We start from the raw sequence: 15,507 nt of genomic DNA on the forward strand, positions 1-15,507 counted from the left end.
TGTGAGGGCCCCCACCGTTCGGTGGGGGCCCTCACACGGTCACGGGGTCAGACGACCTGGTGGAGCCAGCGGACGGGGGCGCCCTCACCGGCGTAGCGGAAGGGCTCCAGCTCGTCGTCCCACGGCTTGCCGAGGAGCTTGGCGATCTCGGCCTCCAGGCTGGTCCCGTCGCGCTGGGAGCGGGCGAGGGCGGCGCGCAGCCGGTCCTCGGGGATGAGGATGTCGCCGTGGATGCCGGTGACCGCGTGGAAGATCCCGAGGTCGGGGGTGGAGCTGTACCGTTCGCCCTCGGCGGTGGCACAGGGCTCGGCGGTGACCTCGAAGCGGATCAGGTCCCAGCCGCGCAGGGCGGAGGCGAGCTGGGAGGCGGTGCCCGCTTCGCCCTTCCAGGAGAACTCGGTGCGCCACGTCCCCGGTGCCGCGGGCTGCCTGATCCAGTCGAGGTTGACGCGCGTTCCGAGTACGCCCGCCACCGCCCATTCGACGTGCGGGCACAGCGCGCGCGGTGCGGAGTGCACGTACAGGACTCCACGTGTCGTCACCGGGACCTCCAGGGTGGGGCGAGGGGTCGCCGTGGTTCGGCGGTCCCGCTCCTGTGCCGAGCGATTCTTCCTCAGATTCGATGGAAAACCATGAAAAGCAGACAGATGTGACGTGGTGTAATTTACCGGATACCGCGTCGTGCGGCGCCACGGGCGGGTCCGACCCGCCCCGTCACCGCCGGACGGCGGTCACGGGCACCACGGGGCCGAGGCTACCGTGCGGCGGGGCGCGGAGTGTGACGTACTGTCGGTCCCCATGGCCACGAGCCCCGCGCTTTCACCCACGGGGACGCCCGGCAGGAACGCCCCGCCCGCTCCCGGTCACGGGTCGTCACGGTGTTTCCGCCAGGCCCTAGTTTCCGCTCGGACTCAACCTCCGGGCCCGCCGGGACGTCGTGGAAGGCGACAGAGGGGAGCCGGAATGCGCAGGCGCAGTCACCGTTCACAACCCGCCGGTCGGCGGTCGCGGACCGTCGTGGCCACCACCGCGGCCGTACTGGTGGGGGCGGTGGGGATGAGCGGGTGCGACGCGGTCGGCGGGAACGAACCCGGGCCGTCGAACGCCTCGCAACGGGGCGAACAGAAGCGGCAGAAGCCGGCCTGGGACCGCAGTCCGCAGTCGTTGGCCGCGGTCGGCGACTCGATCACCCGTGCGTTCGACGCCTGCTCGGTGCTGTCGGACTGTCCGGAGGCCTCGTGGGCGACCGGTTCCGATGCGGACGTGCGCAGTCTCGCGGTGCGGCTGCTGGGGCCGGCGAAGGCGGCCGAGCGGAGCTGGAACTACGCGAAGACCGGCGCCCGGATGGTCGATCTCCCGGAGCAGATGCACCAGGCGGCGGCGCACCGGCCCGAACTGGTGACGGTGCTGGCGGGGGCGAACGACGCGTGCCGCTCGTCGGTGCGGTCGATGACTCCGGTGGCGGACTTCCGGGCGGACTTCGCGCAGGCGCTGCGCGGACTGCGGCGCCAGTCGCCCACGTCGCAGGTGTTCGTGGCGAGCGTGCCGGACCTGAAGCGGTTGTGGTCCACCGGCCGGAGCAACCCCATGGGCAAGCAGGTGTGGAAGCTGGGGATCTGCCCGTCGATGTTGAAGGACTCGGACGCCGTCGACGCGAAGGCGGTGGCCCGGCGGGCGGCCGTGCAGCAGCGGGTCGTGGAGTACAACCGGGTGCTCAAGGAGGTCTGTGCGAAGGACCTGCGGTGCCGTTACGACGACGGGGCGGTGTTCTCGTACCGGTTCGGGGACGAGCAGTTGAGCGAGTGGGACTGGTTCCACCCCAGCAAGGACGGTCAGTCCGAGTTGGCGGAGATCGCGTACCGGGCGGTGACGGCCCGCTAGGGCAGGGGCGAGGGGCGGGGCGGATCGCCCCTGGCGCGGGCAACTCCTCTCCCGGGATACTGCGTCCACCCCACAGGCAACGGAGGTTCCCCATGGACGCTTCGGCACCGATACGCACCCGCGTACTCACGCTGGCCACCGCACTGCTGCTCGGCCTCACCGCGGCTCCCACCCTGGCCACGGAAGGCACCACCGGCACCGGGTCCGGCAGCGCTGCCGGACCCGGTGCCGCGCCCGCGTCCGTTCCGACGGCGGAGGAGCAGCGGCTCGACCGGGCGGTGCCCCGGGAGGTGCTGCGGCGCTCCGGGTTCGACGCGGTGGCCCCCTCGTTCGCCCGGGCGCTGGACGGGGCGGACGGGTACCGGGAGGCGCGGCGGGTCGTTGCGCGGCACGGGGCGCGGTTGTGGGAGCGGGCCGTGGACCGGGTGCAGGGGCGGGGGCCGTCGGGCGGGGACCTGAGCCGGGACGACGACCGCCCGCTGTACTGGGCCCGGCTCGCGATGGTGCGGGAACTGCGCACCTGGGAGCCGGACTCCGGGCTGACCGCCGATCGGCGGGTACGGCTGCTGGACCTGTTGGAGACGGTGTCCCGGGGCCAGGACTCGATCCGGTTCGCCGACCGTACCGACTCCGAGGACCGGCACGACGACCGGCGCGGGGAGGACGGGCGGGAGCGGCCGTTGCACGTCCTGGTCACCGGGTTCGACCCGTTCACGCTCGACCGCGACGTGCGGATCAGCAATCCCTCGGGAGCCGCGGCGCTCGCCCTGGACGGCACGGTGATCCAGACGCAGCGGGGTCCGGCCCGGGTGGAGGCGGCCGTGTTCCCGGTGCGCTGGCAGGACTTCGCGGACGGGGAGGTGGAGCGGACCCTGCGCCCCCACCTCGGGCGGGTGGACCTCCTGACGACGGTCAGCCAGGGCCGCCCCGGCCGGTTCGACGTGGAGCGGACCAACGGGGCGTGGCGCGGCGGGTTCCCCGACAACGAGAACGTGGGGCGTACCGGGAAGGTGCCGGTCACCGGGGCGACGGGGCCGGAGTGGACGTCGAGCACCCTGCCGTACGCGGCGATCGTCGCGGCGGAGACCGGGCGGTTCCCGGTGCGGGACAACACCTCCGTGACGGAGGTTCCGGCGGGGGGCACGACCCCGGTGGACCGGGCGGACGGGCCGACGCCCGGGTCCAGCGCACGGGCCGGGGGCGGCGGCAACTACCTGTCCAACGAGATCGCCTACCGGGCGACCCTGCTGCGGGACCGCTTCGGTCCGGCGGGGCTGCCGGTGGGGCATCTGCACACGCCGGTCCTGGCGTTCGGGGCGGGGAACACCGACCCGGCGACCGGAACGGTCAGCGATCCGGAGTTCCTGCGCAACCGGGCGGACATCGTGCATCAGGTGCGGGCGGTGCTGGCCGTGGCGGTCGCCGCCCGCTGAGGCCCCGCGGGGCCCGTCAGACGCCGTAGGGGGCGGGCCCGCCCGGCTGGGGCGCCGGGGCGTGCCGGTCGGCGGGCCGGGCCCCGGAGGAGTCCTCGCCCATGAGGTCGCGGGCCATCATCGTCGCGCCGGCCACTGCGCCGGGCATGAGGAACACGGCGACGAAGGGCACCAGGAAGGCGACGGCGAGGGGGGTGCCGAAGCCCCAGACCATGGATCGGCGGGCGCGCAGCAGCCGCAGCCGGGTGCGCACGTCGACGCCGCGGCGCTGGAGGGCGACGGCGGTGAGTTCCTCGGTGAGGAAGAAGCCGGTGACCATGAAGCCGACCGCGGGGACGAGGGTCTGGCCGACGAACGGGATGAAGCCGAGGGCGAAGAGCAGCACGCCCCAGAGGGTGGCGCGGACGACGACGCGCAGGCTGTCCCGCGCGGAGATCCACAGGTCCTTCCAGAGCGGCAGCCCGGACTCGGGGGCGCTGCCGTCGGGCGAGAGGTCGCGGTCGACCCGTTCGGACAGCTCCTCGTAGAAGGGCTGTCCGACGAGCAGGGTCACGGCGGTGAAGGTGACGACGGCGAGCAGCAGCGCCAGGGCGAACAGCAGGACCGTCAGGAAGCCGCGGAACAGGCCGAGCCACGGGGAGGACCAGTCGTCGGCGAACGGGGTGGCCCACCCCACGAAGTCGCTGCCCCACACGGCGAGGCCGATCAGCGCCCCCAGGTAGAGGACGAGGGTGACGAGTCCCGGGATCAGTCCGCGCCCGAACGCCTTGCCGTGGGCAGCGACCCAGCGCTGCCCGTTCATCAGATACTTGAAACCCGCCCCTAGATCACGCATGCCGGAACGATACCCGGGGCGCGGCCGGCCGCCCCTCCCCGTGACGTGCTGTGACGATCACGTTGATTTGTCACGGACGGACGGTACGGCCGGCCCGGTGGCCCGCTAGTCGAGGGTGACGATCATCTTGCCGGTGCTGTCGCCGCGCAGGACGCCGAGGAACGCGTCGAAGGTGTGCTCGATGCCCTTGACCACGGTCTCGCGGTAGCGCAGTTCGCCGGAGCGCAACCAGGCACCGACGTCCTGGACGAACTGCGGCTGGAGGTCGTAGTGGTCGCCGACCAGGAAGCCCTGGATGCGACCGCGGGTCTGGATCAGCCGGGGGAGGTTGCGGGGGCCGGGCGGGAGTTCGGTGTCGTTGTAGACCGAGATCATCCCGCAGACGGCGATGCGGCCGTCCCGGTTGAGGCTGCCGATCGCCGCTTCGAGGTGGTCGCCGCCGACGTTGTCGAAGTAGACGTCGATGCCGTCGGGCGCCGCGGCCTCCAGTAGTTCGCGGACCGAGCCGCTGCGGTAGTTGAACGCGGCGTCGAAGCCGTACTCCTCGGTGAGGAGGCGGACCTTCTCGTCCGAGCCGGCGGAGCCGATGACCCGGGCGGCGCCCTTGAGCCGGGCGATCTGTCCGGCCTGGGAGCCGACGGCGCCGGCCGCGCCGGAGACGAACACGGTGTCGCCCTCCTTGAGCTCGGCGACCCGCAGCAGCCCGGCGTAGGCGGTGAGACCGGTCATGCCGAGGACACCGAGGTAGGCACTGAGCGGCGCGAGGTCCGGGTCGACCTTGACGGCGGCCCGGGCGTTCACGACGGCGTACTCGCGCCAGCCGAGGAAGTGCAGCACGTGGTCCCCGACGGCGACGCCCTCGTCGTTCGAGGCGATGACCTCGCCGACCGCGGCGCCCTCCATCGGACGGTCCAGTTCGAAGGCGTCGATGTACGTCCGCCCGGCGTTCATCCGACCGCGCATGTACGGGTCCACGGAGAGGTGGCGGTTGTGCACCAGCACCTGGCCGGGGCCCGGCTCGGGCGTCGCCTCCTCCCGCAGGGCGACGTCGGTCGGCTGCGGCCAGCCGTGGGGCCTGCGCACCAGGTGCCAGGCGCGGGACGTGGCGGGTACCTGGTGGGGCGCTGCGCCGGAGGTGGGGGACATGGGGTCGACTCTCCTCGCTGGGTGACCGGGCGGGCTGCACGGACCGGTCCGGCACCGACGTCTCGCCGAGGCACCGAACCGGCACGTCACACCGTGAAAGATAACCGTTGGGGCGCTGACCGCCCCGACCCGACGGGCAGGTGGCCCAGGCGTTCACCGCCGCGGGAACCGGTCAGGTGAGGGACTCGACCGCGCGGGCGAGGCTCTGGGCACCGTGGCCCTCGGCGACCTGCCGGTCGAAGAGGGGCAGGAGCGGGGCGATCAGATCGGTGGACAGGCCCTGGGCCTCGGTCGCGGCGAGGATGTTGCGCAGTCCCGTGGCGTTCATCTCCAGGCTGGACGTCTGGGTGCCGTACTCGCCCGCGTCGATCTCCTTCGCGAACTGGGGCAGGGCGTCGGCGGCGGCCTTCAACCAGGTCACCAGGTGTTCCGTCAGTGCCGCGGCCGGGATGCCCTCGGAGCGGGTGAGGGCGACGGCCTGGAAGAAGCCGGCGAACATGCCGTACATCCCGCTGAGCAGGGCCACGTCGTGGACCGCGGCGAGCGCCGGGTCCGCGCCGACGTGGGTGCCGGGGCCGAGCAGGTCCAGCGCGGCCCGGTGCGAGCCGTACGCCTCCTCGGGTCCGCTGTAGAGGATGAACGCCTCGTCGGTGCCGATGGTCTGGGGCACCGCGTACACGGCGCCGCTCAGGTACCGGGCCCCCTGGGCGCCCGCCCAGGCGGCGAGTTCGCGGGCCGGGCCGGGGGTGCTGGTGGTCAGGTTCACCACGGTCCGGTCGGGGAGCGCGGCGGCGGCCGGGGCGAGCAGGTCGCGGGCGGTGTCGTGGTCGAGCACGGTGACGACGACCAGGTCGCTCGCCGCGACGGCCTCGACGGGGCTCGCTGCGCGCACCGCGCCCCGGGCCACGAGTGCGTCGGCGCGGGACGGGGTGCGGTTCCAGACGGTGGTGGGGTGGCCCGCGGCGAGGAAGGCTTCGGCGACGGCCCGTCCGAGGTTGCCGAGGCCGAGGACGGTGACGGACTGGCGGGGGGTGGCGGTGGCGGTCATGGCTTCCTCCGTTGGTGTGGGTGGCGCGGTGTGCGCCGGCTGTGGGACTACCTTCGCCGGGGGCGCTGCCGGTCCGCTGCCGGTCCGCTGTCGGTTCCTCGTGGCCCCTCCGGTGCGTACACCTGGCGGTGCGCGGGCCAGTCACGGTGCGCGGTGCGATTCGCGCAGTTCCCCGCGCCTCTCACGGGGCCCGATCCCGTACGGGTGCGCTGTTCCCTGCGGGTGCTTCGGGGTTGCTCGCGCCGTTCCCCGCGCCCCTCACGGGGCCGATCCGGGGCGGGGGTGGGGAGGGGCGGCCCGTTAGGGGCGCGGGGAACTGCGCGAATCGCACCGCGCACCCGGGCCGGGCAGCGCACCCCGCCGGGACGCACCCGTAGGGGGCGCGGGGAACTGCGCGGGCAACCCGGACGCACCCGCGGGAGACGGCGCACCGCCAGGTGAACGTGCCGGACCGTCGGGAGCCGACTGCGCCAAGCGGGCGGCGAGTTCGCGGACGTGGACGACGAGCTCGGCCGGCCCGTGCACGGTGAAGGGCACCCCGAGCAGCCCCACCCACAGGGCGAGTTCATCGAGCGAGTGGGACCCACAGGTGAGCGAACTGGTCCGCGCGTCGAGCGCATGGACCGTGGCCGTCGTCGCAGGCATGCGCTCGGCGACCAGTTGGGCGGGCGCGTGCACGGTGAGGTGGGCCCGGTACCGGTAGGGCGCGCTGGAGACGGCCCGCGAGGCGTACGCGGCGAGGTCGTCGGCGGGCGCCTCCCGCGGGACGAAGCGCGGACCATGCGGCGGGCGGAGCTCCATCCGGTCGAGCCGGAAGGTGCGCCAGTCGGCACGTCCGGTGTCGTAGGCGACGAGGTACCAGCGGCGCCCGGTCGAGACCAGGCGGTGGGGTTCCACCAGGCGTCTGCTCCCGCTGCCGTCGTGCGCGCGGTACGCGAACCGCAGCTGCTCGTGGTCGCGGCAGGCCGCCGCGATCACGGACAGCGTGTCGGGGTCGACCGCGGGACCACCGGCCGGCATCGGGACCGTCATGGCGCGCAGCGCGTGGACGCGGTGCCGTAGCCGTGGCGGCAGTACCCGTTCCAGCTTGGTCAGGGCCCGCAGCGCACTCTCCTCGATCCCGGTGACGCTGCTGCCCGCGGCGTTGCCCAGGCCCACCGCGACGGCCACCGCCTCCTCCTCGTCCAGCAGCAGCGGCGGCACGTCCGATCCGGCGCCGAGGCGGTACCCGGCCACCCCGGCGACGGCGTGCACGGTGTACCCCAGCGCACGGAGCCGGTCGACGTCCCGGCGCACGGTGCGGTCGCTGACGTCCAGCCGTTCGGCCAGTTCGGAGCCCGGCCACGAGCGGTGGGTCTGGAGCAGGGACAGCAGTTTCAACAGTCGAGCGGAGGTCGGAAGCATGGGGTGATCCTGCCGGACGGCTAGGACCGATCCTGACCTAGGTGGCCTCTAACGTCAGGGACATGGACAACGACTTCACCCTCCGCCCCTTCCGCATCGAGATCCCCCAGGCCGCGCTGGACGACCTGCGCGAGCGCCTGCTCCGCACCCGCTGGCCGAGCGAGACCGAGGGCCAGGGCTGGGGGCGCGGCGTCCCGGTCGGGTACCTGAAGGAGTTGGCCGCCCACTGGGCCGACGGGTACGACTGGCGGGCGTGGGAGTCACGGCTGAACGCCCACCCCCAGTTCACCACCGAGATCGACGGGCAGAACGTCCACTTCCTGCACGTCCGCTCCGCGAACGCCGACGCCCTGCCGCTGATTCTCACCCACGGCTGGCCCGGCTCGGTCGTGGAGTTCCTGGACCTGATCGAGCCGCTGGCCCGGGACTTCCACCTGGTCATCCCGTCGATCCCCGGCTTCGGCTTCTCCGGCCCGACCCGGGAGGCCGGCTGGAACAGCCAGCGGGTCGCCCGCGCCTGGGCGGAACTCATGCGCCGGCTCGGCTACGAGCGGTACGGCGCCCAGGGCGGCGACTTCGGCGGCGGCATCTCCCGGACACTGGGGCTGATCGCGCCCGAGAACGTGGTCGCCGTGCACGTCAACGGCGGCACGACCTACCCGAGCGTCGCGGAGGACGACGTCACGCTGACCGAACGCGAGCGGGCCCGGGTGCGGCGCATGAACGCGTTCATGGCGGAGGCGGGCGGGTACCTCGCCATCCAGTCCACCCGGCCGCAGACCCTCGCCTACGGCCTGACCGACTCGCCCGTCGGTCAACTCTCCTGGATCGTCGACAAGATCCGCGACATGACGGACCTGGCGAAGGAACTCCCCCACGAGGCCGTCGACCGCGATCTGTTGCTGACCGACGTGACGCTCTACTGGCTGACCGGCACGGCGGGTTCCTCGGCCGCGCTCTACTACGAGGACGCGCAGGCGTGGACCGCGCCGGAGGTGTCGTCCGTGCCGACGGCGGTGGCGTTGTTCACCGTCCAGGACATCGCGCTGCGCCGGGACGAGGAGAAGGCCAACAACGTGGTGCGCTGGTCGGACTTCGAGCGCGGCGGCCACTTCGCCGCGATGGAGGCACCCGACCTCCTGGTCGACGACGTCCGGGCGTTCTTCACCGACTACCGCTGATCGTCCTCCGGGCGACGGCGGCAGGTTGACGCCAGGCCCTAAGCTGGCCTGATGCATTTCGGAGTGCTCGGTCCGCTGGTGGTGTGGACGGCGGACGGGGTGCCGGTGGCGGTTCCCGGCGCGAAGGCCCGCATGTTGCTGGCACGGCTGTTGGTGGACCCGGGGCGCCCCGTCTCCACGGACCGGCTGGTGGACGACCTGTGGGGCCCCGACTCCCCGCCCGAACATCCGCGCAACGCGCTCCAGGGCCAAGTGTCCCGGCTGCGGGCGGCGTTGGAGCGGGTCGAAGCGGGTGGTCGGGAGCTGCTGGTGGGGGACGCCGCCGGGTACCGGCTGCGCATCGACCCGGTGGTGGTGGACGCGGCGCGGTTCGCCGAACTGGTGCGCCGGGGCCGGTCCGCGGCCGGGGCCGACGAGCGGGTGGCGGCCTTGTCGGAGGCGCTGGGCCTGTGGCGGGGCGATGCGTTCGCCGGGTACACCGACCTGGCCTTCGCCCGGGCCGCCGCCCACCGGCTGGAGGAGGACCGGCTCAGCGCGTTGGAGGACCGGCTCGCCGCCCGGGCCGAGTTGGGCGACCACCGGGGCATCATCGGGGAGGCGGAGGAACTCGTCGCCGCGCACCCGCTGCGCGAACGCCTGCGGGCGATCCAGCTCCGCGCGCTGTACGGGGCGGGCCGACAGAGCGATGCGCTCGCCGGGTACGAGAGTCTGCGCCGCACGCTGGACGAGGAGTTGGGCCTTTCACCGGGTGCGGAGCTGGTCGCCCTGCACGGGGCGATCCTGCGGCACGACCCGACGCTGTTCGTGGCGCCGCCGGACGGTGCGCCCGCCGCGGCGCCGGTCGCCGAGCGGCCGGACGCGGAACGGCCGGATGCGGGGCGGTCGGGCGCGCGGGTGGGAACGGTCCGCGGGAATCTTCCCGCGCCGGTCACGGCGTTGGTGGGCCGGGCCGAGGACGCCACCGAGGTGCAGAAGTGGCTGGCGCACTCGCGGCTGGTGACGCTGACCGGGCCGGGCGGAGTCGGCAAGACCCGGCTGGCCGTCGAGGTGGCGCGAGGCGTCGGTGACGCCTTCCCGGACGGGGTGTGGTTCGCCGAACTCCAGGGCGTCGTGCCCCCCTCGGACCCGGCCGGTCCTGAGGGGGTGACCGCCGTCGCCGAGGCCCTGCTGACGGTGTTGCGCATACCGGAGGCCTCGGACGGCGGACCGCCCCGGCCGGCCCTCGACCGACTCGGCCGCGCCCTGCGCGAGCGACGGCTGCTGCTCGTCCTCGACAACTGCGAACACCTGGTGGAGGCCGCCGCCGAGGTGGTCGCACGGCTGTTGGCCGGGGCGCCCGACCTGTCCGTGCTGGCCACCAGCCAGGAGCCGCTGGGGGCGGTGGGCGAGTCGGTGCGGCCGGTGGCACCGCTCGCGGCGGTGGACGCCGAGGCACTGTTCCTGGCCCGCGCCGCCGTCCCGCCCGGTTTCGCCGGCGACCCGGAGAACGCCCGTGCCGTCAGCGCCCTGTGCGCACGCCTCGACGGTCTGCCGCTGGCCCTGGAGTTGGCGGCCTCCCGGGTGCGGAGCCTCGGTGTGCACGGACTGTTGGCGCGGCTGGACGACCGGTTCGCGCTGTTGTCCGGCGGGCCGCGCACGGCACCCGAGCGCCAGCGCACCCTGCGAGCGGTGATCGACTGGAGCTGGGACCTGCTCGCCCCCGACGAACGGACCGTCCTGCGACGCCTGTCCGTGGCGGCCGGGGGCTGCACGGTGGAGGCCGCCGAGGAGGTCTGCGCGGGCGACGGGATCGCCGGCGGAGACGTCCTGGACCTGTTGGCGCGGCTGGTGGACCGCTCGCTCGTCGTGCTGACGGACCACGCCGACGGGCCGGTGTACCGGCTGTTGGAGTCGGTGCGGGCGTACGGCGCCGAGCGGTTGTTGGCGGCGGGCGAGGCCGATGCGGTGCGGGAGCGGCACGGCCGCCACTACGCGCGGCTCGCCCGGCGGGTCGCTCCCCTGTTGCGCGGGCCCGAGCAGCAGCGCTGGCTGGAACGGTTGGACGGGGCGGGCGCCGATCTGCGGCTGGCCGTGGACCAGGCGGTGCGCGTCGGCGCCTGGGACCGGGCGTTGCGGACGGTGAACGCCCTGGTCTGGCCGGAGGTGTTGCGGGGCCGCCCGGCGAGGGCGCGCCGGGCGCTGGACGGGGTGCTGTCGGCAGTGCCCGAGGAGGCGCCGTACGCGCGGGAGCGGGCGCGGGCGGTGGTGTGGCGCACCGGGTTGACGCTGCTGGCGGCGGCACCGGGGGACGCCGTTGACGGAGGGGGCGCCGGGGGGATCGGTGCGGCGCTGGCCCCGTACCGGCAGGGTGCGGTGGACGACCCCGAGGGGTACGCCAGCGCCCTGTGGTTCCTGGGTTCCGCGCAGATGGGGGCCGGGGACGTCGACACGGGCGAGGAGTTGGTGGACCGGGCGCTGGAGGGCTTCGCCGCCCTGGGCGACGACTGGGGGACGGCGGCGGCACTGAGCGTGCGGACCCGGCATGCGATGGCCCACGGGGACCTCGACGCGGTGCGGCGGGACGGGGAGCGCAGCGCCCGGCTGTTCCGGGCGGTCGGTGATCCGTGGGGTTTGCTCCAGACGGTGTTCCCGTTGGCGGCGCTGGCTTCGATCAACGGGGACTACGGGGCCGCGACCCGCTTGCAGCGGGAGGGGTTGGAGATCGCCGAGCGGCTCGGCCTGTCGGGGGAGGCGGCCAAGCGGCACACCGGGTTGGGGCGGCTGGCGCTGCTGACGGGTGACCACCGGGGGGCGCGGGTGCACCACGAGCGGGCGCTGCGGCTGGCCCGGGAGGGGGGCTTGCGGTCGGGGGAGGCGGACGCCCGGCTCGGGCTGGGCCTCGGGGCGCGGCGGGCGGGGGCCCTCGACGAGGCTGCGGAGCACTTCGGGGCGTTGCTGTCCTGGTTCCGGGAGGTGGACTACGAGCCGGGAGTGGCGCTGGTCCTCGCCGAGTTGGGGTTCGTGGCGCAGGCGCGCGGCGATGCCCGGGCCGCGGGAGCGCTGCACCGGGAGGGGCTGGGGTTGGCCCGGGGGTTGGGGGACCCGCGGGCGATCGCGCTCGCCCTGGAGGGTTTGGCCGGGGCGGGGCTGGTCGCCGGGGAGGGCGAGCGGGCCGCGGTGTTGTTGGGGGCGGCTGCCGCGGCGCGGGACTCCGTGGGGGCGCCGTTGCCGCCCGCCGAGCGGGGCGATGTGGACCGGATCGCGGCGGGCGCGCGGGCGGCGGTGGGGGGTGCGGTCTTCGACCTCGCCTTCGCCCGTGGGGCCGCGCTCCCGGCGGACGGGCCGTGGCCGCTGTCCGAGTGACGGCCGGGCCGCGGACCGTCAGGGGGCGTTGCCCAGGTCGCCGCGCAACCGCTGCGCGCGCAGGACGAGTTCGAGTTCGAACCGGCGGTCGGGGTCGTCCACGGCGTCCCCCCACAGTTCCCGGATCTGTCGGAGGCGGTACCGCACGGTCTGCGGGTGCACGCCCAGCCGGACCGCGACCTCGGGCGCCCCGCCCCGGGTCTCCAGCCAGGCGAGCAGGGTCTCCGCGAGGCGCCGCCCGTGGGTGCGTCCGCAGTCGGCGAGCGGGGCGAGCGCCCGCCGGGCGAGGTCGTCGATGAGTTCCTCGGGCTGGAGCAGGACGAGTGCCTGGGTGTGTTCGGTGCAGTGCAGCACTTCGCCGGCCGGCAGCAGCCCGCGTTCCATCAGCCGGACGGCGGCCTCGGCCCACCGCAGGGACTTGGCCGCGTCGACCAGCGGCACCGGTGGTCCGATCGCCCCCGACCAGCCGGTCATGGCGCGGCGCAGCAGTTCGGGCCGGCCGGCCGCGTCCGGGTCGGGCACGACCATCCGGGGCCGTTCGGCCTCCATGTCGAGCAGGACGCCCTGTCCGACGGCGGGCGCCACCGCCTCCCTGGCGGGTCGCAGCAGCACTCCGGCGGCGACGTGCGTCGGGAGCGGCCAGCCGATCCGGGCGGCGCGTTCGGCGAGGGTCGCGGCGAACTCCGGTGGGCCGTAGGGGCCGTGGGCGCCCTCGGGGCCGGCCGTGGGGTGGGTGACGCGTTCGGCGAGGAGGAGTTCCATCAGTTTGCGTTGCAGCCGGAGCCGTTCCCCGGCCTGTCGGGCGGCGGCCTCGGCGTAGCCGCGTACGGACGCCTCGACCAGTCCGTCCAGGTACTCGTACCCCGCGTCGGCGAGTTCGTACATGGCGGGCGGGGGGATGTCGACGCGTTGGCCGATCTCGGTGAGGCGCCGCCAGGCCAGGCGCACCCCGAGTCGGTAGATGGCCTGGAGCGAGTCGAGGCTCCGGCCGCCGAGCCCCTCGCCGCGGCCGAAGTCCTGGAAGACCTCGGGGTGGACGCGCGGGGCGCCCTCGGCGGTCTCCAGGTGCTGGATGAAGATCTCGATGGCCCGGCGGATGCCGACGAGGGACTTGGGCTCGCCGGAGTCGTCGAGGATGACGGGCAGGTGCGGGTAGTCGCGGCGGATCTTGCCCAGGATCTCCTCCGCGAGGACGGGCACCTCGGCCATGGCGAGCGCGGCGAACTGTCGGACCTGGCTGCGGGGCACGTCGTGCCAGGCGGAGAAGGGCCCGGCAGGGGGCGGCACCGGGCGGCCGGGCGCGGCCGTGCCGGGTGGGCTCGGGGCGCCCCGGCGGGTCGGGGGAGCTGGAGGAACGGCCACGTCAGCGCTCCCGCTGGGCCGTCTCGTAGGTCACGAGCGGGGTGTTGGGCTGCTCGGGGGTGGCGTCGAGCAGCGCCACGATGCCGAGGGCGGCGCCCCCGGCGAGTGCGGCGGCGGTCACGACGGTGAGCGTGGCGGCGAGCAGTCTGGGCATTGCTGGGTCCAGCCTCTCCGGTCGAAAGGTCGTCCCCACCCTGGAAGGTCCACACGATCCGTGTACGGGCCGCCGGGTGCGCACGGCCCGATGGCCGCAGCGTCCCGTGACGGCGTGTGCCGGCCCCGACCGGCTGGGCTCAGTGTCAACAATGCATTGACACCTAGTCAAGGGTGCGCCTACGGTTCCCGGCCCATGGCGCGCCCTCGATTTTCCCGCCGCGCGTTCACTCTCCGTCACCGGACGACGGGGCCCTTCCGCTCGGCCCCGTCGCTCTCGAAGCACCCTTTTCACCCCGCTCCGCCCGTTTGATTCGGCGCGCGACCTCCCCGTCCCCTCCCCGGGTCGAGCCCTCTCGACCCCTCCTGCGACCCCTTGGAGTGCCCGGATGCGACGTACCGCCTCCCCCGTTTCGCTCGTCCTGCTGGGCTCAGGCACCTTTCTGCTGGTGCTGGCCGCCCTCCTCGCCTGGTACGTGGAACCACGTGCCCAACGCACCCCCATCGACACCGACGTGACCACGGTCTTCACCGGTCGGGGCAGCTACTTCGACACCCTGAAGGTGAAGACCGTCAAGGACGAGCCGATCACCGTGACCCGCCAGGTCCGCGGTGACGTCGCCGACAGCGAAGCCAGTGGACGGGCGATCTGGGACGTGTCCACGAGCGTGGACACGAAGGCTTCGCTGCCCGCCGCCGATCCGCGCGACGCCCTCCAGTGGACCCGGGAACGCTGGGTGACCGACCGCCGGACCAACCGACCGGTCCACTGCTGCGACGAGAGCCCCGTGTTCGAGGGCGAGGCGTACCTGAAGTTCCCGTTCGGGGTGGAGAAGCGCCCGTACCGCTGGTGGGACAGCACGCTCGGCGCGACGGTGGAGCTGGCCTACCGGGGCACCAAGCGGGTCCAGGGACACGAGGGCTACCGGTTCACGGCCCGGGTCGACGCGGTGCAGACGGGCACCCGACAGGTGCCGGGACGGCTGGTCGGCAAGCCGGAGACGCCCCAGGTGATGGCCGAGGAGTGGTACGCCAACCACGGCATCGAACTCGTCGCCGACCGGCGCACGGGCCGCATCCTGTTCGCGGCGATCGGCCCGCGCAAGACCCTGCGGGTGCCCGGCGGGGACACCGACGAGGTGGTGCTGCTGGACAGCGAGCGCATCGCGTTCACCGAGCGGACCCAGAAGAAGCAGGTCGAGCTGGCGTCGGCGGACAACCGGAAGCTGGTGCTGGTGGGGCTGACGGGTCCGCTGGTGGCCGGGGGGCTGGGCTTGTCCCTGGGGGCGGCGGGAGTGCTGCTCCTGGTGCGGGGGCGCCGCCAGGACCCCGACCCCGAATTGTCAGCTACATGACGGGATACACCGGGTAACGGGTGGTGAATTTGTCATCCCGGTGAGTAGCCGCGGCGATCCGCCGGGCGAAAACTGTCCATCCCACCCAACACCATCCGCGCACCGCTCCACACATCCGAGCACGTCCCCGCCCCGAACGGGGGCTGCTCGACCGTTCCCGAACCGTCCCGTGACACCGGCGTGACCCGCCGCGGCACCCGCCGCGTCCCGTACGACACCCACGACCCACGACGCACGCCCCTCGCACCACCCTCGTACCCCTCGTACCGGCCGCACGCCCTCGTACCGGCCGGACACCCCTCGCACCGGCCGCGCGCCCCGGCACCAGCGGCAAGCACGCACGGCCCGGCCGCCCCGAGGGGCACCG

Annotated in this window: 11 protein-coding genes and 1 pseudogene; 5 read left to right on the forward strand and 7 right to left on the reverse strand. The window is 74.1% G+C overall.

Annotation, left to right across the window (positions count from 1 at the left end; genetic code table 11):
- Window positions 1-47: 47 nt before the first annotated feature.
- The gene (locus ACFWIA_RS25165) at window positions 48-542 is read right to left on the reverse strand and encodes a DUF3145 domain-containing protein (RefSeq protein WP_387008773.1); all 495 of its coding nucleotides are present in this window, start codon (window positions 540-542) and stop codon (window positions 48-50) included.
- A 421-nt stretch (window positions 543-963) separates the two neighbouring features.
- On the opposite strand from ACFWIA_RS25165, the gene ACFWIA_RS25170 reads away from it, so the two are divergent.
- Both ACFWIA_RS25170 and ACFWIA_RS25175 read left to right on the forward strand, forming a co-directional pair.
- On the forward strand, window positions 964-1,881 hold the full coding sequence (locus ACFWIA_RS25170) for an SGNH/GDSL hydrolase family protein (protein ID WP_387008775.1): 918 nt from the start codon (window positions 964-966) through the stop codon (window positions 1,879-1,881).
- Window positions 1,882-1,973: 92 nt separating this feature from the next.
- On the forward strand, window positions 1,974-3,314 hold the full coding sequence (locus ACFWIA_RS25175; protein WP_387008777.1) for a pyroglutamyl peptidase: 1,341 nt from the start codon (window positions 1,974-1,976) through the stop codon (window positions 3,312-3,314).
- A gap of 16 nt (window positions 3,315-3,330) precedes the next feature.
- Here the strand turns inward: ACFWIA_RS25175 and ACFWIA_RS25180 are convergent, their stop codons facing one another.
- From ACFWIA_RS25180 to ACFWIA_RS25195, 4 genes and pseudogenes are all read right to left on the reverse strand, one after another.
- Window positions 3,331-4,149: an EI24 domain-containing protein gene (locus ACFWIA_RS25180; protein WP_387008779.1), complete on the reverse strand. Its 819-nt coding sequence runs from the start codon at window positions 4,147-4,149 to the stop codon at window positions 3,331-3,333.
- Window positions 4,150-4,254: 105 nt separating this feature from the next.
- The gene (locus ACFWIA_RS25185; RefSeq protein ID WP_387008781.1) at window positions 4,255-5,295 is read right to left on the reverse strand and encodes an NADP-dependent oxidoreductase; all 1,041 of its coding nucleotides are present in this window, start codon (window positions 5,293-5,295) and stop codon (window positions 4,255-4,257) included.
- A 172-nt stretch (window positions 5,296-5,467) separates the two neighbouring features.
- The gene (locus ACFWIA_RS25190; RefSeq protein WP_387008783.1) at window positions 5,468-6,343 is read right to left on the reverse strand and encodes an NAD(P)-dependent oxidoreductase; all 876 of its coding nucleotides are present in this window, start codon (window positions 6,341-6,343) and stop codon (window positions 5,468-5,470) included.
- Between the two features lie 414 nt (window positions 6,344-6,757).
- Window positions 6,758-7,747: pseudogene (locus ACFWIA_RS25195) on the reverse strand (helix-turn-helix transcriptional regulator); the annotation flags it as partial.
- A gap of 62 nt (window positions 7,748-7,809) precedes the next feature.
- On the opposite strand from ACFWIA_RS25195, the gene ACFWIA_RS25200 reads away from it, so the two are divergent.
- Window positions 7,810-8,928, forward strand: coding sequence for an epoxide hydrolase family protein (locus tag ACFWIA_RS25200; protein WP_387008785.1), 1,119 nt, complete (start codon window positions 7,810-7,812; stop codon window positions 8,926-8,928).
- Between the two features lie 51 nt (window positions 8,929-8,979).
- The gene (locus ACFWIA_RS25205) at window positions 8,980-12,270 is read left to right on the forward strand and encodes a BTAD domain-containing putative transcriptional regulator (RefSeq protein ID WP_387008787.1); all 3,291 of its coding nucleotides are present in this window, start codon (window positions 8,980-8,982) and stop codon (window positions 12,268-12,270) included.
- 18 nt (window positions 12,271-12,288) lie between these two features.
- On the opposite strand, the gene ACFWIA_RS25210 is transcribed toward ACFWIA_RS25205, so the two are convergent.
- Both ACFWIA_RS25210 and ACFWIA_RS25215 read right to left on the reverse strand, forming a co-directional pair.
- Window positions 12,289-13,557, reverse strand: a complete 1,269-nt coding sequence (locus tag ACFWIA_RS25210) for a helix-turn-helix domain-containing protein (protein WP_387008876.1) — start codon at window positions 13,555-13,557, stop codon at window positions 12,289-12,291.
- 76 nt (window positions 13,558-13,633) lie between these two features.
- Window positions 13,634-13,786, reverse strand: coding sequence for a hypothetical protein (locus tag ACFWIA_RS25215; RefSeq protein WP_387008789.1), 153 nt, complete (start codon window positions 13,784-13,786; stop codon window positions 13,634-13,636).
- Between the two features lie 388 nt (window positions 13,787-14,174).
- Between ACFWIA_RS25215 and ACFWIA_RS25220 the strand changes: the two genes are divergently transcribed.
- Window positions 14,175-15,140: a DUF3068 domain-containing protein gene (locus tag ACFWIA_RS25220; protein WP_387008791.1), complete on the forward strand. Its 966-nt coding sequence runs from the start codon at window positions 14,175-14,177 to the stop codon at window positions 15,138-15,140.
- Window positions 15,141-15,507: the final 367 nt, after the last annotated feature.

This window comes from Streptomyces sp. NPDC127068 (assembly GCF_042724695.1).
Classification (GTDB): Bacteria; Actinomycetota; Actinomycetes; order Streptomycetales; family Streptomycetaceae; genus Streptomyces.